The sequence below is a fragment of the Halorubrum sp. Atlit-28R genome, assembly GCF_003665955.1.
GTDB classification, from domain to species: Archaea; Halobacteriota; Halobacteria; order Halobacteriales; family Haloferacaceae; genus Halorubrum; species Halorubrum tropicale.
This window is the reverse complement of the sequence record NZ_QPLS01000003.1, coordinates 243,090-260,119: the sequence shown is the minus strand read 5'-3', so window position 1 is coordinate 260,119 and position 17,030 is coordinate 243,090. Positions and strand designations below refer to the sequence as shown.

Annotated in this window: 16 protein-coding genes and 1 pseudogene; 5 read left to right on the top strand and 12 right to left on the bottom strand. The window is 72.9% G+C overall.

Annotated elements, in window-relative coordinates:
- Positions 1-173: 173 nt before the first annotated feature.
- The gene (locus DVK06_RS06955) at positions 174-1,241 is read right to left on the bottom strand and encodes an mRNA surveillance protein pelota (protein WP_053770926.1); all 1,068 of its coding nucleotides are present in this window, start codon (positions 1,239-1,241) and stop codon (positions 174-176) included.
- Between the two features lie 25 nt (positions 1,242-1,266).
- Complete coding sequence (locus DVK06_RS06950) at positions 1,267-2,379, bottom strand: DUF4013 domain-containing protein (protein WP_053770927.1); 1,113 nt, start codon at positions 2,377-2,379, stop codon at positions 1,267-1,269.
- A gap of 236 nt (positions 2,380-2,615) precedes the next feature.
- Here DVK06_RS06950 and DVK06_RS06945 point away from each other — a divergent pair, with 236 nt between their 5' ends.
- From DVK06_RS06945 to DVK06_RS06935, 3 genes are all read left to right on the top strand, one after another.
- Positions 2,616-3,032 carry a hypothetical protein gene (locus DVK06_RS06945; protein ID WP_121599777.1) on the top strand — a complete coding sequence of 139 codons (417 nt, stop codon included), beginning with the start codon at positions 2,616-2,618 and terminating at the stop codon, positions 3,030-3,032.
- The gene (locus DVK06_RS06940; protein WP_121599776.1) at positions 3,029-3,964 is read left to right on the top strand and encodes an alpha/beta hydrolase; all 936 of its coding nucleotides are present in this window, start codon (positions 3,029-3,031) and stop codon (positions 3,962-3,964) included. The genes DVK06_RS06945 and DVK06_RS06940 overlap by 4 nt, the downstream gene beginning before the upstream one ends.
- Positions 3,965-4,041: 77 nt before the next feature.
- Positions 4,042-4,353, top strand: coding sequence for a thiamine-binding protein (locus DVK06_RS06935; protein ID WP_121599775.1), 312 nt, complete (start codon positions 4,042-4,044; stop codon positions 4,351-4,353).
- 35 nt (positions 4,354-4,388) lie between these two features.
- Here the strand turns inward: DVK06_RS06935 and DVK06_RS06930 are convergent, their stop codons facing one another.
- The 4 genes and pseudogenes from DVK06_RS06930 to DVK06_RS06915 all read right to left on the bottom strand — a co-directional run.
- Positions 4,389-5,897 (bottom strand): RtcB family protein, encoded by a 1,509-nt coding sequence (locus DVK06_RS06930; RefSeq protein ID WP_121599774.1) that lies wholly within the window; start codon positions 5,895-5,897, stop codon positions 4,389-4,391.
- A gap of 90 nt (positions 5,898-5,987) precedes the next feature.
- Positions 5,988-6,530, bottom strand: coding sequence for a hypothetical protein (locus tag DVK06_RS06925; RefSeq protein ID WP_121599773.1), 543 nt, complete (start codon positions 6,528-6,530; stop codon positions 5,988-5,990).
- Between the two features lie 55 nt (positions 6,531-6,585).
- Complete coding sequence (locus DVK06_RS06920) at positions 6,586-7,032, bottom strand: archease (RefSeq protein ID WP_121599772.1); 447 nt, start codon at positions 7,030-7,032, stop codon at positions 6,586-6,588.
- Between the two features lie 158 nt (positions 7,033-7,190).
- Positions 7,191-7,997 (bottom strand): annotated as a pseudogene (locus DVK06_RS06915) (DUF502 domain-containing protein); the annotation flags it as partial.
- A gap of 187 nt (positions 7,998-8,184) precedes the next feature.
- Here DVK06_RS06915 and DVK06_RS06910 point away from each other — a divergent pair.
- A complete protein-coding gene (locus DVK06_RS06910) occupies positions 8,185-8,658 on the top strand; it encodes an N-acetyltransferase (protein ID WP_053770934.1) in 474 nt (157 codons plus the stop codon).
- Between the two features lie 84 nt (positions 8,659-8,742).
- A complete protein-coding gene (gene hmgA / locus DVK06_RS06905) occupies positions 8,743-9,966 on the top strand; it encodes a hydroxymethylglutaryl-CoA reductase (NADPH) (RefSeq protein WP_053770935.1) in 1,224 nt (407 codons plus the stop codon).
- A gap of 36 nt (positions 9,967-10,002) precedes the next feature.
- Here hmgA and DVK06_RS06900 read toward each other — a convergent pair whose 3' ends face one another.
- From DVK06_RS06900 to nadA, 6 genes are all read right to left on the bottom strand, one after another.
- On the bottom strand, positions 10,003-10,323 hold the full coding sequence (locus DVK06_RS06900; RefSeq protein WP_121599770.1) for a DUF2250 domain-containing protein: 321 nt from the start codon (positions 10,321-10,323) through the stop codon (positions 10,003-10,005).
- Positions 10,324-10,446: 123 nt separating this feature from the next.
- Positions 10,447-11,907 (bottom strand): 7,8-didemethyl-8-hydroxy-5-deazariboflavin synthase subunit CofH, encoded by a 1,461-nt coding sequence (gene cofH, locus DVK06_RS06895; RefSeq protein WP_121599769.1) that lies wholly within the window; start codon positions 11,905-11,907, stop codon positions 10,447-10,449.
- Between the two features lie 499 nt (positions 11,908-12,406).
- Positions 12,407-13,414, bottom strand: a complete 1,008-nt coding sequence (locus tag DVK06_RS06890; protein ID WP_053770938.1) for a DUF6293 family protein — start codon at positions 13,412-13,414, stop codon at positions 12,407-12,409.
- Positions 13,415-13,522: 108 nt separating this feature from the next.
- The gene (gene nadC, locus DVK06_RS06885; protein WP_121599768.1) at positions 13,523-14,347 is read right to left on the bottom strand and encodes a carboxylating nicotinate-nucleotide diphosphorylase; all 825 of its coding nucleotides are present in this window, start codon (positions 14,345-14,347) and stop codon (positions 13,523-13,525) included.
- Positions 14,347-15,894 carry an L-aspartate oxidase gene (locus DVK06_RS06880; RefSeq protein ID WP_121599767.1) on the bottom strand — a complete coding sequence of 516 codons (1,548 nt, stop codon included), beginning with the start codon at positions 15,892-15,894 and terminating at the stop codon, positions 14,347-14,349. The genes nadC and DVK06_RS06880 overlap by 1 nt, the downstream gene beginning before the upstream one ends.
- 1 nt (position 15,895) lies before the next feature.
- A complete protein-coding gene (gene nadA / locus DVK06_RS06875) occupies positions 15,896-17,026 on the bottom strand; it encodes a quinolinate synthase NadA (protein ID WP_121599766.1) in 1,131 nt (376 codons plus the stop codon).
- Positions 17,027-17,030 lie beyond the last annotated feature (4 nt).

Sequence of the window (17,030 nt, the reverse complement as noted above, 5' to 3'; positions counted from 1 at the left end):
CTCGCGGCTGCCCCTTCGATTCCCGCCCCGCACGGCACCTCACACCTCCCCAGCCTCGTCGCTGGCGGTCTTCACTTCGCTCGACCGCCACCGACTCCCTCGCGCGTGCTCCTCGCGACCGCCGGTGGCGGCCGCTCGCAGGCACGCGCCGCCGCACTTCGACCGTCAGCCGTTCACTGGAGCCGGTAGCGTAAGATCGCGGCGATGCCGCCGAGGTTGGCGAGCTGCTCGCCGGGCGCGAACTCCGAGGAGAAGACGACCACGTCGCCGCCCTGCCGCTCGACCGACTCGATCACCGCGTTCACGTCGATGTCCCAGTCGCCGTCGCCCTGTCGCTCGGTGCGGAGGCGCTCGTCGACGACGAGCAGCGTCTCGACCGCGCCGAACTCGGCGGCCTCGGCGGTGTCGTCCGGGCCGTACGTCGCCTTCTCGCCTTTCGCGATGTTCTCGGTCAGGTCGTCGATGAGGCTCGCCTCCTTCGAGATGCGGGTCTCCTTCTGGACCTCGTCGACCGCGCCGCGCTTGAGGACCTCGTGGACGCCGCGGTCGCCCGCCGCGGAGGTGTCGACCGTTGTGAGCCGGTCTGCGAGGTCGCGGTACTCCTCCTCGATGTAGTCGCGCGCGTCCTGCTTGGTGAACCCCGGCCCGGCCAGGATCACGGCGTCGGCGTCGAGGTGCGCGAGCGCCTCGCCGAGCTCCGCGAACAGCTCCTCGCGCGGCCGCGAGAACTCGCCTTTCCCCGTCGGCTTCGTGAACGAGGCGTACTCCTCCGTGCCGTACTGCTGGACGGTGTGGACGTAGGCGGCGCCCTCCTCGACGGTGGCGATGGCCACGTCGGGGTTCTCCGCGGCCTCGGTCGCCTCCTCCAACCGCTCCGTCTGGTCCGGCTTGAAGTGCTTCTCGACGGTTATCTCGTCGTGCTCTTCGACGTTGAGCGTGTGGTGGGCGTTGAGCTGGTCCTCGCGCGAGCAGCCGACGATGACGCCGCCGACGCGGAGCCGGTTGGCGAACCGCGCGAACTCCACGTCCTCGACCTCCAGCGTGACGAAGATGTGCTCGCGCTGCCCGCCGGTGTCCCGCATCTGGTCGTCGTTCCGCTGGATCCGCCGGGTGGTGTCGCCCTCAACCAGGTCCCCGGGTTCGAGGACGTGCGCGAGGTGCCAGAGGTCGTCCACGTTCTCGGGGACCAGCGTGAGCCGTTCCCGGCCCTCCTCGCCGTACCCCCGCTCGGAGATGCGCATGCCCGGGCGTTCGCTCGCGCCCGTATCAACTCTTGTCTTCCGCGTCGGACAGCGCCGGCCCCCACTCGAAGCCGCCGGTCGGATCGGCGTCAGCGCCGCCCGCCTCGTCCGCGCGGGTCGGGTCGGTGTCGGCAGACTCGTCGCTCTCGTCAGCGACAGAAACGCCGCGGCCGACCTGAACCGCGGCCGGCGGCTCGCTCCGCATCGGTCGTCCGCCGTCCCCCGACACCACGGGAGCCGGCGGCCCGTCGCCGGCCGGACCGACGCTCGGGCCCGATCCGCTGCCGGCTCCCGCCTCGTCGCCCGAGCGCGCGGCGTCGGGCGCCGCGTCGACCGGCCGCCGCGTCGCGGTCGCCGCCGTCGTCGCCTCCGTCTCCTCGGTCAGGCTCTCGGCCGCGCCCCGGCCGTAGAGGTCGTGCGCGACGATCCGAGCGAGGAAGGCGACCGCGACGCCGACGACGAGCGGAACCGTCGGCGCCGCGACGGCGTACCCGACCGCGAGCGCCCCGACGGCCAGCGTCCAGCCGGTCGCGTACGGCCCCGTCGCGGCGACGCCGGCCACCGTTCGCGGGTCGAGCCCGTCCCGGAGGCGGCCGGACGCGGCGAACGCGGCGAGCGCCGCGGGGCGGACGTACGCGAACGCGACCAGGTACGCGCCGACGAGCGCGAGGACGCCGGCGGCGGCGACGACGGCGACTGCGGCCGGCCCGTTCGGTCCGAGCGCCGACTCGACGGCCGTCGCGGTCGCCCCCGGCTCGACGGGGCCCGCGACGAGTGCGGCGACGGCGCCGCCCGCGACCGCGAGCCCGCCCGCGAGAGGCGCGAGCAGCGCCGCGGACAGCAGCGCCGACTTGAGGCCGTCCCTGGCCAGTTCTCCCCAGGCGACGAGCGACGGCGCGCCGGCGGCGTCGCCGGGCTGGATCGCCGCCCGCGTCACCCGGACGAGGTAGCCGCGCGCCACGAGCGACGGCGCGAGCGCGACCGGGGCCGCGACGGCGACGGCGGGGCTGACGAAGAGGACGCCGGCGAGCCACAGGGGCGTGAGGATCCACCCCAACAGCGTCACGGACCCGCCGACGAGGACGACGCCCGCGGTGTCGTCGGTTCGCGTCAGCGCCGTCGCGGCCGCGGTGAGCATGTAACCGGACACAGGGACGGGAGCCGCATAAATGGTACCCGGCCCGAGCGTTTATATCGCTTCGCGGAGTATTGCCGCCTGGCCGCGCGGGACAATCGTGTGCCTCTGACAACCCACCCGCGGCCGCCACTCGGCGGCCGTCCCCCCGTCCGCGGCTTTCTGCCGACGCCGTTCCCCCAGACGCGTCGCCGCCGCGTGCCGGTACCGATTTATCCCGTCCCGCCGACGGGTCGGGTATGACCGGCGACGAGGGGACGACCGATCTGGAGCCGGAGCTCAGGAGCTACGGCGTCAGCGTCGAATCGATCGACGGGGGCGATCCGCTGGAGCTGACGTACATGACCGCGTTCCCCGGCCGCGAGGTCCACCGCGGCGAGATCGGGCGCGCGCTCAACGCGCTCATCGACGAGGCCGAAGCCGACGAGTGGGACCCCGTCCGGGTCGAGGGAACGGTGGTCCGCTCGCCCGGCGACGTCCTCGGGACGTGGCACGCGGAGGCCGAGTGGTTCGAGGCGCTCATCGGCTACGAGATATCCGAGACCGAGTTCTCGTCGCGCGTGCTGGAGACGCTCAGCCACGAGCCCGGTGACGGGGGCGAGGGCTCGTCGGACGCGGCGGACGCCGACGCGGACGGGCAGGAGGCGGACCGGTGACCCGACGCAGGCCGGTCAACCGCGCGCAGCGCCGCCTCGCGCGCCCGGCCCGCGAGCGGTTCGCCACCCGCGCGGTCGCGTTCGACGTCGACGGCGCGACCTGCCGCGGGACGCTGTACCTGCCGGGCGGCGACGCGGACGACCCCCCGGTCGTCGTGATGGCCCCGGGGCTCGGCGCGGAGCGGAGCTTCGGCTACCCCGCCGTCGCGGAGCGGTTCGCGGACGCGGGCTACGCCGCGCTCCTCTTCGACCACCCCGAGTTCGGCGCGTCCGACGGCGACTCCCAGCTCGTCGACCTGGACCGCCAGCGCGACGCGTACGCGGCCGCGATCGACCGCGCGAAGCGCGTCGACGACGCGGGCGACGACCTCGTGCTCTGGGGGGCGTCGCTGTCGGCCGCGCACGTCCTCACGCTCGCCGCGGAGCGCCGCGACGTCGACGCCGTGGTCGGCCTCGTCCCGATGCTCGACGGGCGCGCCATCGCCCTGCGGCGCGGCGGGCGCTACCTCCTCCGGTCCGGCGCCGCCGGGCTCCGCGACCTGCTCGGCCACCGGGTCGGTCGCGGCCGCACCGTGCCGATCGTCGGCGACCCGGAGGAGCGCGCCGCGATCACCGAGCCGGGAGCGGAGCGCAAGTACATCGACCTCGTCGACCGCGAGTCGGCGTGGCGCAACGAGACGCCCGCGCGGTCGCTGCTCGGCCTCGTCGGCTACCGACCCGTGACGCGGCTCGACGAGGTCGACGCCCCCGCGCTGCTGCTCGCGGGGACCGACGACGCGATCGTCGACGCCGACGCGGTCGCGGCCGCCGGCGAGCGCCTCTCGCGCGGGACCGTCGTCACGATGCCCGCCGACCACTTCTCGGTGCTCGGCGACGACTTCGAGGGCGCGGTCGGGCACCAGCTCTCCTTCCTGCGCGACGCGCTCGAATAGGCGGGCGGTCGGGCTCGCCCGCGACCGCGGGCCGGCCCGCGCGACTGCTTAAGTGGCCCCGCGACGCACGCACTGTCATGACAGCGATCGCGATGCTGAGCGTCGCGCCGGTGATCGAGGAGAGCATGGCCGCGGAGGTGGCGGCGGCCGTCGCCGCGCTCGACGACTTCGACGTGAGCTACGAGACGAACCCGATGGGCACGGTGATCGAGGCCGACGACGCGGAGACGCTCTTTGCGGCCGCGGCGGCCGCCCACGACGCGGTCGACGGCGACCGCGTGTCGACGTTCCTCAAGGTCGACGACAAGCGGGCGAGCGACGGGACCGCCGCGGAGAAGGTCGACGCCGTCGAGGAACACCTCGGCCGGGAGGCGAGGCGGGAGCGCTGACTCGCCGGCCGCCGCCGGGCCGACGGGCGGGTCGGTTACCCCTTGATGTTACAGACGGGGAACGTCCGCGCAACCTTGTCGCCGATCCCCAGCTCGTCGCTGACGCGGATCACCTCGTCGATGTCCTTGTACACGCCCGGGGCCTCCTCCGCGATGGTGGCGCCGGACTGGGCCTTCACGTAGATCCGCTGGCCGTCTTCGAGGTCGTCTTGGACGTCGCCGCCCCAGAACTCCTGTTTCGCCTGCGTCCGGCTCATCAGGCGGCCGGCGCCGTGGGCGGTCGAGCCGAACGACACCGACATCGACTCGTCGCCGCCGCGGAGCACGTACGACCCGGCGCCCATGCTGCCGGGGATGATGACGGGCTGGCCCACGCCGCGGTACGCCTCGGGCACGTCCTCGTTCCCCGCGGGGAACGCCCGCGTCGCGCCCTTGCGGTGGACGTACAGCTGGCGCTCCGCGCGGTCGACGGCCGCGTCGCCGACGGCGGGGCGCCCCTCGGCGTCGACGCCGACCTCGTGGGTCTCCTTCTTCGCGATGTTGTGCGCCACGTCGTACAGCAGTTCCATCCCGAGGTCGTCGATCGGGTCCGCGTCGAACACCTCGCCGAACGTCTCGCGCGTCTGGTGGGTGATCAGCTGGCGGTTCACCCACGCGAAGTTGATGCACGCGCCCATCGCGCCGTAGTACTCGTCGGCCAGCTCGGACCCGGCGGGCGCGGCCGCCAGCTCCTTGTCCGGGAGCTCGTCGAGGAGGTCGCCGTGCTCCTGCTCGATCCGGCGCAGGTAGTCGTTACACGTCTGGTGGCCGAGCCCGCGGCTCCCGCAGTGGATCAGGACGACGATCCCGTCCTCCGTCAGCCCGTAGGACTCGGCCACGTCCGCGCGGAACACGTCGGTGACGCGCTGGACCTCTAGGAAGTGGTTGCCCGAGCCGAGCGACCCCATCTGGTTGCGCCCGCGGTCCATCGCCTTCTGGGAGACGTACTCCGGGCGCGCGTCGGGGCGCCGCCCCTCGTCCTCGCAGCGCGCGAGGTCGCTCTCGATCCCGTACCCCGCCTCGACCGCCCACTCGACGCCGCGTTCGAGCGCGCCCTCGACGGCGTCGGCGGTGCCGTCGATCACGCCGCCCCCGCCGAGCCCCGAGGGGATCGCCTCGAACAGCGCGTCGACCAGCTCCTCCTCGCGGCCGCGCACGTCGTCGTAGGCGAGGTTCGTCCGCACCATCCGGACGCCGCAGTTGATGTCGTAGCCGACCGCTCCGGGCGAGATACAGCCGGTCCGGGCGTCGATCGCGCCGACGCCGCCGACGGGGAAGCCGTACCCCTGGTGGCCGTCGGGCATACAGATCGCGGGCTCGACGACGCCGGGCAGGTGCGTCGCGTTCTTCAGCTGCCGGAGCGAGTCGTCGTCGCCGATCGCCTCCAGCAGCGACTCGCTGGCGAGGACCCGCGCGGGGACGTTCATCTCGCCCTCGCGAGGGATCTCCCAGACGTGCTCGCGCACCTTCTCAAGCCGGATCCCGTCGAACTCGCGCGCTGTCATGCGCGCCACTTCGACGCGGGGCGCCAAGGGCGTTGCGTCAGGCGGTCGCCGGCGGGCCGCCGCGACGTCGCCCGGGCGCTGACGAGCCGGCTACCGGTTCGCGGGGTCGGGCGGGCGCCAGTCGATCGCGCCCTCCGCGAGGGTGAACGCGGCGAACGCCCGCCCCAGGACGACCCCGTACACGAGGTGCGCGACCGCGATGACGACGCCGAACTCGAAGCTCGCGGTGAGGCCGGGGACCGGCAGGGTCGGCACCGGCAGCGACGTGGCCCCCTCGATGGCGATGGCGGCCGGCAACAGGAGCCCGCCGGTGATCACGCCGAGCAGCGCCGAGTGGATGACGCCGAGCGACAGGCACCCGCCCACGTCTCCGCGGAGGTCGGCGAAGAACGACCGGTCGAAGACGGCGACGAACAGCGCGCCGAACAGCGTGCTGTTGAACAGGTGGACGGCCCACCCGCCGACGACCGTCTCGACGCCGACCAGCGCGCCGATCGTCGGCATGAGCCCGAGGCCGGCGTGTAACACGGCCCCCATCGCCGCGCCGGCGACGAGCCCCGAACTCGCCCCCGCGCGCCAGCGTCGACCAGTGCCGTCCGGTCCCGTCCCGTCGCGCAGCCCTGTGCGTGACATACGGTAACAATGTACTCGACAGACATAACGGTTTGTCACGCCCCACGGGGCGGCTTCACACGTCGAACACGACGTACGCGTACCACCCGTCGCCGCGCCGTTCGAGCGCCATCTCGGAGTAGGTGACCGCCTTGATCTCGCGGGCCGCCACCGCGTCGAGGGGGACGCCGCGCGCGCTCCCCGTGAGCCGCCACTCGTCCGCGTCCGCGGCGTCGTCGTCCGCAGCGTCGACGGACTCCGGCTCGATCACCGTACACCGGTGGTCGGCCGGTAAAACGAGCCGCACGTCCCGCTCGTAGATCAGGCGGTCGAGGTAGTCGAACAGCAGGGCCTCGCGGCTCTCGGCGGCGACGTCGAGGTCGAACCGCTCGCCGGCGGCCGGGACCGACTCCGCGCTGGCGGCCGCGAGCCCGTCGGCGACCGCCGCGAACAGCCCCGAAAGCGTGTCGGCGGTCGCCTCCACGGCCACGTCGGCCGTGTGCTCGCGGAGGGCGTAGCTCATCGGCCGGAGCCGCGGTTGCGCCCGGCCGCGTCGCCGAGGTCGCTGTCGGCGGCGCTCGGGGCGTCGTCCTCGTCAGCGCTGAGGCCGTCGTCCTCACCGGCGCCGGGGCCGCTGCCCTCGACCGCCTCTCGCGACCCGTCTTCCGCCGGGCGGTACGTCTCGTCGCTGCCTTTGCCCTCCTCCTCGCGCGGCTCGTGGGCGGTGTCGGGGCGCTCGTCGGCCGGGAACCGGGCGTCGACGGTCCGCTCGGGCGCCCCGGCGTGGAGGTCGTCCGGATCCACGTCGTCGAGGTCGGCGGCGACCTCTTCCAAGGCGACGCCGCTCGTCACCAGTGCGCGGATCCCCTCGTCGACGGTCAGCTCGACGTCGACGATCCGGCGCTCCGGGACGAAGACGACGTGGCCGCCCATCACCGGGTTCGGCGCCATCGGCATGAACACGGTCCGCATCCCGTCGTCCTCCGTGTCGGCGTGGTCCGCGATGACGGCCGGGGTCTCGCTCGTGATGAACGCGAGGGTGTAGGTCTCCTCGGTCGGGAACTCGACGAGGACGACTTCGCGGAAGTTCCCGCCGTCCGACTCCAACATGGCGTCGCTCATCTGCCGGAACCCCTGGTAGACGGAACCGATCCCCGGCACCCGCTCGACGAGGTCGTCGACCTGGTCGACGGCGCGCTCTCCGTACCGCGACGACTCGACGCCGGCGCCGAGCAGGATGATCACGCCCACGAACACCACCGGCGCCGCGATCTCGATCGCGAGCTCCCGCGGGATGGACCCGATCAGCGGCAGCGGCACGTCGGGCGATACGGTGACGACCGCCGTCGAGAACAGGTCGAGGTAGTTGTACACCGCGTTGAACGCGAACGCCAGGACGACGAGCGTGATGACGGCGGGGACGACGACGGCGACGCCGGTCAGGAACGCCCGTCGGATGCGCTCCATGCCCGACGACTGGATAGCCATTACTACCGACCACGCGCGACCGCGACAAAGGTTTTCTGTCCCGACGCGGACACGTCGCGCCTGCGGTTCCGACGCGGCCCTGACGGTCGCTTACGGTCGGATCGCGGAGCGTTGGCCGGCCGTAGCCGCTCGCAACGGTCCCCGCTGGCGGTGGAGTTATATTCCGTCCACGTGTTAGGTCATCGCAGTGAGCGTCAACGTCGAAAAGCGGACCGACCCGCCCGGCGAGTCCGACTACGCGACCGCCGCGTGGGAGCTCAAGGAGCGAATTCGGTCCGCGGAGGGCGTCCTCCGACAGCGACGCGGCTTCTTCGTCGACGCCTACCGCCGGTCGACCGCCCACCTGCTCGTGGAGAACGACCGGCTCGTCGCGTTCGCCTCCGTCCGGCGCGACGGCTACATCCTCTTTCTCGCCGTTCACCCCGACCACCGCGGCCGCGGCCACGCCGAGCGGCTGATCGCCGACGTCGCGGCGAACCACCGGTCGGTCACCTGCCACGCCCGCACGACGAACCGGCGGGCGCTCGGCTTCTACGAGCACCTCGGCTTCGAGGTCATCCGCCGCATCGACGACTACTACGAGGACGGCGGCGACGCCTACTACCTCAAGCTCGGCGGCGAGTCGCTCCGGGAGCGCCTCTCCGGGTTCGTCGGCCGGTAGGCGGCCGCGTTCCGCCCGCCGTCTCTCCCCCTCGAAGCCGGCCGAACCGACAGTAATTAGCGCCCGCCGCGAGGAGTGGCCGCCATGTCGCAACCGACTCCCGCGGACCTCGCGGCCCGGGTCCGCGACGGCGACCTCCGCTTCCACGAGCTGGAAGACCACGCCGACGCCGACGTCGCGACCGCCGCGCGCCGGCTGCTCGTCGCGGAGGCGACCGACGCCGACCTCGACCCGCTCGGCGAGTACGCCTTCGACGCCGACGCGGTCCACGGCTCGAACATCGAGAACACGCTCGGGGGCGTCCAGGTCCCCGTCGGCGTCGCCGGCCCGGTGACGATCGACGGCGGCGCCGCCTCGGGCGAGCGCTACCTCCCCCTCGCGACCACCGAGGGTGCCTTGGTCGCGTCGATCAACCGCGGCTGCTCCGTGATCGAGGACGCCGGCGGCGCGACGGCGCGGGTGACGAAGAGCGGGATGACCCGCGCGCCCGTCTTCCGGGTCGCGGACGTCGCCGAGGCCGAGGCGCTCGTCGACTGGGTCCGCGACAACGAGCCCGCGCTCGCCGAGGCCGCGGAGGCGACGACGAGCCACGGCGAGCTGCTCGACGTGACGCCGTACGTCGTCGGCAACAGCGTCTTCTGCCGGTTCCGCTACGACACGAAGGACGCGATGGGGATGAACATGGTCACCATCGCGACGCGGGAGGCCTGCGACGTGATCGAGGCGGAGACGGACGCCTCGCTCGTCGCGCTCTCGGGGAACCTCTGTTCCGACAAGAAGCCGGCCGCGATCAACGCCGTCGAGGGGCGCGGGCGGTCGGTCGTCGCGGACGCGACGATCCCGCGCGCGGTCGTCGAGGAGCGGCTCCGCACGACGCCGGAGTCGATCGAGGAGATCAACACGCGGAAGAACCTCGTCGGCTCCGCGAAGGCGGGCGCGCTCGGCTTCAACGCGCACGTCGCCAACGCGGTCGCGGCGATGTTCCTCGCCACCGGGCAGGACGAGGCGCAGGTCGTCGAGGGGGCGAACGCGATCACGACCGCCGAGACGACCGCCGACGGCGACCTCTACGTCTCCGTCTCGCTGGCGAGCCTCGAAGTGGGGACGGTCGGCGGCGGGACGAAGCTGCCGACGCAGCAGGCCAGCCTGGAGATCCTCGGGGTCGCGGGCGGCGGCGACCCGGCCGGGAGCAACGCCGACGCGCTCGCGGAGTCGATCGCGGCCTGCGCGCTCGCCGGCGAGCTCAACCTGCTCGCGGCGCTCGGGTCGCGCCACCTCTCGTCGGCCCACGAGGAGCTCGGGCGGTAGACGGGCGCGGCGCCGCGCGGGAACCTCGTCGCTCTCTCAGTCCGACCAGCGCGGGCAGTCCTCGCGGAGCGCCGCCCGTCCCGCCTCGGTGACGCGGTAGACCGCCTCGCCGGAGACGCGCTCGACGAGCCCGGCGTCCGCGAGCGCGGTCAGCCGCGACTCGACGTGGTCGGCGTACAGGCCCGTGTTCCCGGCGATGAACGCCTGGTAGTCTGCGCCCACGTCGGCGAGGTACGAGAGCAGCCGTTCGTCGGAGCGCGTGAGCGACGGGCGGTCCGGGTCGATCCGCTCGTCGCCGCTCCCGTCTTCGGCGGCGTTCTCCGGACGGTCGACGGACTGCGCGTCGGGTCGGGCCATCTCACACGTGGTGACGTGTACCACGATAAAGGGGATACCGCGGGTTCCCACTCGCTGGGAGTCGCCGGCGGTCGGGGGAACACGTTCGGCGAGGAACTAGCCGAGCGGGGTCGCTCCGAGCGCTCAGTCGTCGGCGTCGGCGGGCGGCGTCCCGGTCGCGTCGCTCCCGGTCCCCTCGCCGCCGGACGGGCCGTCCGGGAGCATCGGCGTCCCGTCGGCGCGCGGGCCAAGCCGCGGGCCGTGCGGGCCGTTGTCGGGATCGATCCGGCGGCGGGTGCGGTAGTCCGTCGAGCGCTCGACGGGCGTCCGACCGATCGCCGTTATCATCTCGACGTAGTCGTCGAACGAGCGGTACTCGCCGTACTCGCCGCCCGCGCGGCTGGTGATCTCCTCCGAGAGGATGGTGCCCATGAAGTCGTCGGCGCCGCAGTTGAGCAGCTTCAGCCCGTGGGCGTCGCCCGACTTCACCCACGAGGCCTGTACGTGGTCGACGTTGTCGAGGAAGAGCCGCGCGACCGCGACCACCAGCTCGTCCTCGGCGCGCGAGGGCCCGGAGTCGACGACGCCGCGCCGGTAGAGCGGGGTGTTCCGGTGGATGAAGGACAGCGGGACGAACTCGGTGATCGCGCCCGTCCGGTCCTGGAGGTCGCGGATCACCTCCAGGTGCTGCGCGCGGTGCGCGACCGTCTCGACGTGGCCGTACATCATCGTCGAGGTGACGTCGAGGCCGGCGGCGGCCGCGCCCTCCATCGCGGCCACCCAGTCGTCCGTGCGGATCTTCCCCGGGCAGATCACGTCGCGGACCTCGTCGACGAGAATCTCGGCGGCGGTGCCCGGCGCGGAGTCGAGGCCGGCGTCGGCCAACTCGCGGTAGACGGACTCGTACGCCCAGTCGGTGCCGCGCTTGGCGTGGTACGCCTCCTCCGGGGTCATCGAGTGGAGGTGGACGCCGCCGACCGACATCGCCGCCATCTGTTCGACGTAGGTGCCCGGGTCGGTCGCGTACGCCTCGGGCGGCTTGTAGTTCGCCTCGCTCGCGGGGTCGTCGTGCGCGGCGAGTACCTCGTGGTGCTCCTCGTTCAGCGCGAACGCCGGGTGGAGCCCCGAAACGGAGCACACCTCGTAGACCCCCATGTCGAGGGCGTCCTCGACGACCGCGCGCGACTCCGCGGGCGGCTTGGTGAACCCCGCGTGTTCGACGTCGCTGTCGGCCTCGAAGGCGTGCGCGGTGTCCTTGAAGTTACAGAACAGACAGCCCGTGTTACACGCCGTGGTGACGTTGTTGTTGAGGTTGGCGACGAAGGTGACCTCGTCGCCGACCTCCTCGGCCCGGCGCCGGTCGGCCACCTCCAGCACGGCCTCCTTGCGGACGGGGTCGATCCCCTCGCGGTCCGTGCCCGTGGCGAGCAGTTCCGTCGCGTCGTCGACCGTCAGCCGGGCGCCGTCGCGGGCCTTCGCGAGCGCGTTCTCGAACGACTGGTCGGTCGCGGGCGCCGCGAAGTCGAACTCGTTCGCGCCGCTCTCGCCGTCGCCGCCCCCGCGACCGTTCGACCCGCTCGCGTCGGAACTGCCCCCCGAACTCATCCCCTAACGCTCCCGGTTCCACCCTGATAAACGGGCGGGTCGAGACAGTCGACGGCTGATAATCGAGCGCCGAAGTCCAGTGCGGTGGCGCGCGCCTCCGAGCGGCCGCCCGCGGCGGCCGCGAGGAGCGCGTGCGAGGGAGTCGCTGGGGGCCGAAGCGGAGCGAGGCCGGCAGCGACGAGGCTGGGGAGGCGCGAGGCCGTGGTCCTGCGAGCGACCGACGGGAGCGAGGGGGAGGCCGGGAGTCGCAGCCCGCGCAGCGAACGGAGTGAGCGAGCAGGACCGTCTTCCGGCGGTCGCTGTGCGGTGCGGGGCGGGACTCGAAGGGGCAGTCGCGAGAACGAGGCACGGCGACACAAGCACCGGACCGAGGGAGCGGAGCGACCGAGTGAGGAGCACAGCGAGTCGCGCGAATTCTCGCGACTGGGGCTTCGACGGTGTTCGTCGCCGATCAGCTGCCAGTACTCGATAGCTACGCCACCGACTCGTCAGGGCCCGTTCACGCCGGGTCCCGGTAGTCTCGGTCCTCGTCGGCGTGCGCGCGGACCCACAGCTCCCCGATCCGCGAGAGGCTCGTCCGGTAGGACTTCCCGTGCTCCTCGCGCTCGATGTACCCCTTCCCGCCGGGGCCGAGCCGGTCGACGTTGTAGATCACCTTCGAGCGGAACGACTCCGTGTACTCCTCGTTGAGTTCGGCCGCGAGCGTCTCCGCCAGCTCCGAGACCGACTCGAACTCGCCGTGCTCGCCGAGCGTGAACAGCACCAGCTCCTCGAACGGCTTGACGTTCTGGAAGGAGGCGACCGGCAGCTCGATCACGTGGCGGTCGCCGATGCGCTTTGCGCCGATGGTGGTGCCGCGCTCGTCGAACTCCGCGAGGAGATCGGTGGTGCTCGCCAGGCGGTCGGCGACGCGGTCGGGGTCGACGCCCGCCTCCGTCGGCGCCTCGCTCCCGGCGTCGAGGTCCCGCAGGAGCTCCCGCGTCTCGCGCAGCTCCTCCGCCAGCTCGGTCTCTAAGTACTTCTCGGGGGCCGTGTAGTAGGTGTGGATGCGGTCGCGGTCCGCCTGTCGCTCGACCATGATCGAGTGCGCGGCGGTCGCGAACGCGAACGAGACCGGCCGAGGCATCGAACAGAGGTTCACCCACACCTCGCGGTCGCCGGCGGGCGGGTCGTCCGCATCCCCCACGTCCTCTGCGCCCGCCTCGTCGCCCGCCGCGTCGCCGCCGTCGTCGCGGTCCAGCTCCGCGTTGATCAGGTCGAAGGCGCGCTCGAAGGCGGCGTCGTAGTCGTACACGTCGTCCAACCGCTCGCGGACGGTCTCGGCGCCGAGGAGGTTCCGGAAGTCCTGTTCGAGCTTGCGCGCGATGTTCCGCGAGTACTCGACGTTGGCCTCGCTGCCGACGGCGCCCTCCAAGAGGATCACGCGGTCGACGTCGAACTGGTCCCGGATGAGGGGGGCGATCATCCGGTCGTAGTCGAACCCGACGGGCACGACGTGGGTCTGCATACCCTGACCGTGGGTGTGGGATTTATAAAAACCACCAGATCACTCCGCGACGCCAACGCTCGCGGACGGAGCCGACCCCGCCGCCGGCGCTCGCCCGACACCAGCGCGCTACCCGTCGCCTCCCGTCCGGAGCGACAGGTCGAGCGCCGGCGCGGAGTGCGTGAGCCCGCCCATCGAGATCATGTCGACGCCGGTCGCGGCGTAGTCCGGGACGACCTCCACCGTGATACCGCCCGACGCCTCGGTCAGCGCGTCGCCGTCCGCGGCGGCCACGCGCTCGACCGCGGCCGCCGTTTCCGCGGGCGTCATGTTGTCGAGCAGGACCACGTCGGCGCCGGCCGCGGCGGCGCGCGCGGCGGCCTCGGGCCCCACGACCTCGACCTCGACGCTCGTCGCGAAGGAGGCGCGCTCGCGGAAGCGCTCTATCGCCTCGGTCAGCCCCAGCTCCGCCACGTGGTTGTCCTTGACCATGACCATGTGTGAGAGGTCGAGCCGGTGCGTGTCGCCGCCGCCGGCCGCGACCGCGCGCTTCTCTACTCCCCGGAGCCCGGGCGTCGTCTTGCGCGTGGCGGCGACCCGGACGTCCGGATCGACTTCGCGGGCGGCCTCAACCGCGGCGTCGGTCCGCGTCGCCACTCCCGAGGCGTGGGCCGCGACGTTCACGGCGACGCGCTCGCCGCGGAGGACCGCCCTCGCGGGGCCCGCGACCCGCAGCAGCGCGTCGCCCGGGTCGACGGCGGTCCCGTCCGCGACGCGCTCGGTCACAGTCGCGTCGAGGTAGTCGAACACGGCGCTCGCGGCGTCGACGCCGGCCGCGACGCCGGGCTCTTTCGCGACGAGCCGGCCGCTCGTCTCGCCCGGCACGTCGTTGGTCACGTCGTGGTGGCCCACGTCCTCGCGGAGCCAGCGCTCCACGTCGGCGTCGGTGAGCATCAGTCGTCTGCCGCCGGCCCGGGCTCGGCGGGCTCGGCGTCGTCCGCGACGTAGTGCGTCCCGACGCTCTCGCCGTTCGCGAGCGCCTGCCGGGTCACGAGCAGCGCCGTCGCGGTGGCGTTTCGCAGCTCGTAGAGCGACCGCGACGTCCGGGTCCGAACGTAGGCGTCGACCTCGCCCTTGAGCCGCCGCAGGACTCCGAGGGCCCGCCGGAGGTCGCCGGGGTCGCGCTCGATCCCGACGTGCTCGCCGAGCACCCTGCGGAGTCGCCGGAACTTCTCGCGGGCGAACGCCGGCGGGAGGTCGGGGTCGCGGTCCAGCAGGTCCGGGGGCGCGACCCGCTCGGGGTCCGCCGGCGTCCCGTCGGACCCGACAGTTCTGGCCGCGTCGGCGCCCGCCCGGAGCCCCCACACGAGCCCTTCGAGGAGGCTCGTGGAGGCGAGGCGGTTCGCGCCGTGGACGCCGGTCCGCGCGCACTCGCCGACCGCGTAGAGCCGGTCGAGGCTCGTCCGCCCGCGGTCGTCGACGGCGACGCCGCCACAGAGGAAGTGCTCGGCGGGCGCAACGGGGATCCCCTCGGCGGGGTCAACGCCGCGGTCGGCGCACTTCTCGGCGAGGCCGGGGAACGCGCCCGCGAAGTCGAGCGGGCCGACGTCGAGGCGGACCTCGCCCGTGGCGTCGCGCTCGGCGGCCACGGCCCGCGAGACCACGTCCCGCGGCGCCAGCTCGGCGTCGTCGTGGTACCCGGGCATGAACCGCTCGCCGTCGCCGTTGCGCAGTAGCGCGCCCTCGCCGCGGACCGCCTCGCTGACGAGGAACCCCTCCTCGTCCGGGCCCGCGTCGTACGCCGTCGGGTGGAACTGGACGAACTCCATGTCCGTCACGTCGGCGCCCGCGAGCGCGGCCATCGCGACCCCGTCACCGGTGGCCCCGCGGGGGTTCGTCGACCGCGGGAACAGGTCGCCGATCCCGCCGGTCGCGAGCACGGTCGCGTTCGCGTACACCGGCACGCGCCCGTCGACCGACGCCACGACGGCGCCGTGGACGCGCCCCTCGCTCGCGATCAGGTCGAGCGCGGCCGCGTCGTCGACGACCTCGACGCCGTCGCGTCCGTCGAGGTGGTTCAACAGGGGGACGTGGACGTGCTCGCCCGTCGCCGCGCCGACGTGGAGGATCCGGTCCTCGCTGTGGGCGGCCTCGCGGCCGTAGTCGAACGTCCCGGCGTCCGCCTCGCGGTCGAACTCGACGCCGAGCGTGTCGACGAGCACGTCCCGAACGGCGCCGTCGGCGTTCTCGACGAGCACGTCGACCGCGTCCGGGTCGGCGGTGCCGTCCGAGGCCGCCAGTACGTCCCGCTTGAACCGCTCCGGCCGGTCGCGGGCGACTGCGATCCCGCCCTGCGCCCACCACGACGCGGCGTCCGCGGGGCGCGTGGCCTTCGTCGCCACCGTCACCTCGCGGCCCTCGCGCGCGGCGGCGAGCGCGGTCGTCAGCCCGGCGACCCCCGAGCCGACGACGAGCACGTCCGCGGTCTCGTGGCCCGTCATCTCACACCTCCAGCATGCGGTCGAGGGCGACGCGCGCGAGGTCCTTCTCCTCGGGCGCGACCTCGACGACGTTGCGCTCGCGTCCGGCGGCCAGCTCTTCGAGCACCCACGCGAGGTAGTTCGGGTCGATCTGGCGCATCGCGTTACAGTCCATACACGCCTCGCCGCACAGCGGGACGACGTCCACCTCCGGGTGCCACCGCTGGAGGTGGCGGGTCAGGTGGACCTCGGTCCCGATGGCCCACGTCTCGCCGGGGTCGGCCTCGGCGACGGTCTCGCGGATCGTCGCGGTGGAGCCGACCACGTCCGCCGCCTCGACGACCTCCCGGCGGCACTCGGGGTGGACGACCACCCGCGCGTCCTCGTGGTCCGCCCGGACCCGCTCTACGTGCGACGGGCTGAACCGCTCGTGGACCTGACAGTAGCCGTCCCAGAGGATCACGTCCTTGTCGACGACCCCTGCCGCGTCGGCCGACGCGGCGTCCCAGGGGTCCCACTCGGCGATCTCGTCTTCGAGCCCGAGCCGGTGAGCGGTGTTCTCCCCGAGGTGCTTGTCGGGGAGGAACAGCACTTTGTCGCCCTCGTCGAGCGCGTACTCGAAGGCGCGGTGGGCGTTCGAGGAGGTACACACCAAGCCGCCGTGCTCGGCGCAGAACGCCTTGAGGTCGGCGTAGCTGTTCATGTAGGTGACCGGCACGACCTCCGCGTCGGTCGCGGCCGTCAGCTCCGCCCACGCCGCGTCGACCTGGAGCGCCTCCGCCATCCCCGCCATCGGGCACGACGCCTCCATGCTCGGGAGAACGACCGTCTGGTCGTCGTCGGTGATGATGTCGGCGGACTCGGCCATGAACGTGACCCCGCCGAAGACGACGTACGCCGCGTCGGCCGCGGCGGCCTCCTTGCTCAGCTGGTAGGAGTCGCCGACGAAGTCGGCGTGCTCGACGATCTCCCGCCGCTGGTAGTTGTGACCGAGGATCACCACGTCGTCGCCGAGCGCGTCCAGCGCCCCCTCGATCCGTCGGGTTCGCTCGCTCTCGTCGAGGTCCCGGTATTCAGACGGAAGCTGTTCGAGATTGTCGTATTTGAAGAGACTGAGTTCGGTATCGAACTCGGCGGTTTCCATTGCTGGCATTCTG

What these genes read in the sequence shown, in the direction of transcription:
- DVK06_RS06930 (WP_121599774.1), bottom strand. Translation starts at nt 5,897, where the DNA reads ATGACAGCGCGCGAGTTCGACGGGATCCGGCTTGAGAAGGTGCGCGAG.
- DVK06_RS06920 (WP_121599772.1), bottom strand. Translation starts at nt 7,032, where the DNA reads ATGAGCTACGCCCTCCGCGAGCACACGGCCGACGTGGCCGTGGAGGCG.
- DVK06_RS06945 (WP_121599777.1), top strand. Translation starts at nt 2,616, where the DNA reads ATGACCGGCGACGAGGGGACGACCGATCTGGAGCCGGAGCTCAGGAGC.
- cofH (WP_121599769.1), bottom strand. Translation starts at nt 11,907, where the DNA reads ATGAGTTCGGGGGGCAGTTCCGACGCGAGCGGGTCGAACGGTCGCGGG.
- DVK06_RS06890 (WP_053770938.1), bottom strand. Translation starts at nt 13,414, where the DNA reads ATGCAGACCCACGTCGTGCCCGTCGGGTTCGACTACGACCGGATGATC.
- DVK06_RS06925 (WP_121599773.1), bottom strand. Translation starts at nt 6,530, where the DNA reads ATGTCACGCACAGGGCTGCGCGACGGGACGGGACCGGACGGCACTGGT.
- nadA (WP_121599766.1), bottom strand. Translation starts at nt 17,026, where the DNA reads ATGCCAGCAATGGAAACCGCCGAGTTCGATACCGAACTCAGTCTCTTC.
- DVK06_RS06935 (WP_121599775.1), top strand. Translation starts at nt 4,042, where the DNA reads ATGACAGCGATCGCGATGCTGAGCGTCGCGCCGGTGATCGAGGAGAGC.
- DVK06_RS06955 (WP_053770926.1), bottom strand. Translation starts at nt 1,241, where the DNA reads ATGCGCATCTCCGAGCGGGGGTACGGCGAGGAGGGCCGGGAACGGCTC.
- hmgA (WP_053770935.1), top strand. Translation starts at nt 8,743, where the DNA reads ATGTCGCAACCGACTCCCGCGGACCTCGCGGCCCGGGTCCGCGACGGC.
- nadC (WP_121599768.1), bottom strand. Translation starts at nt 14,347, where the DNA reads ATGCTCACCGACGCCGACGTGGAGCGCTGGCTCCGCGAGGACGTGGGC.
- DVK06_RS06900 (WP_121599770.1), bottom strand. Translation starts at nt 10,323, where the DNA reads ATGGCCCGACCCGACGCGCAGTCCGTCGACCGTCCGGAGAACGCCGCC.
- DVK06_RS06950 (WP_053770927.1), bottom strand. Translation starts at nt 2,379, where the DNA reads ATGCTCACCGCGGCCGCGACGGCGCTGACGCGAACCGACGACACCGCG.
- DVK06_RS06880 (WP_121599767.1), bottom strand. Translation starts at nt 15,894, where the DNA reads ATGACGGGCCACGAGACCGCGGACGTGCTCGTCGTCGGCTCGGGGGTC.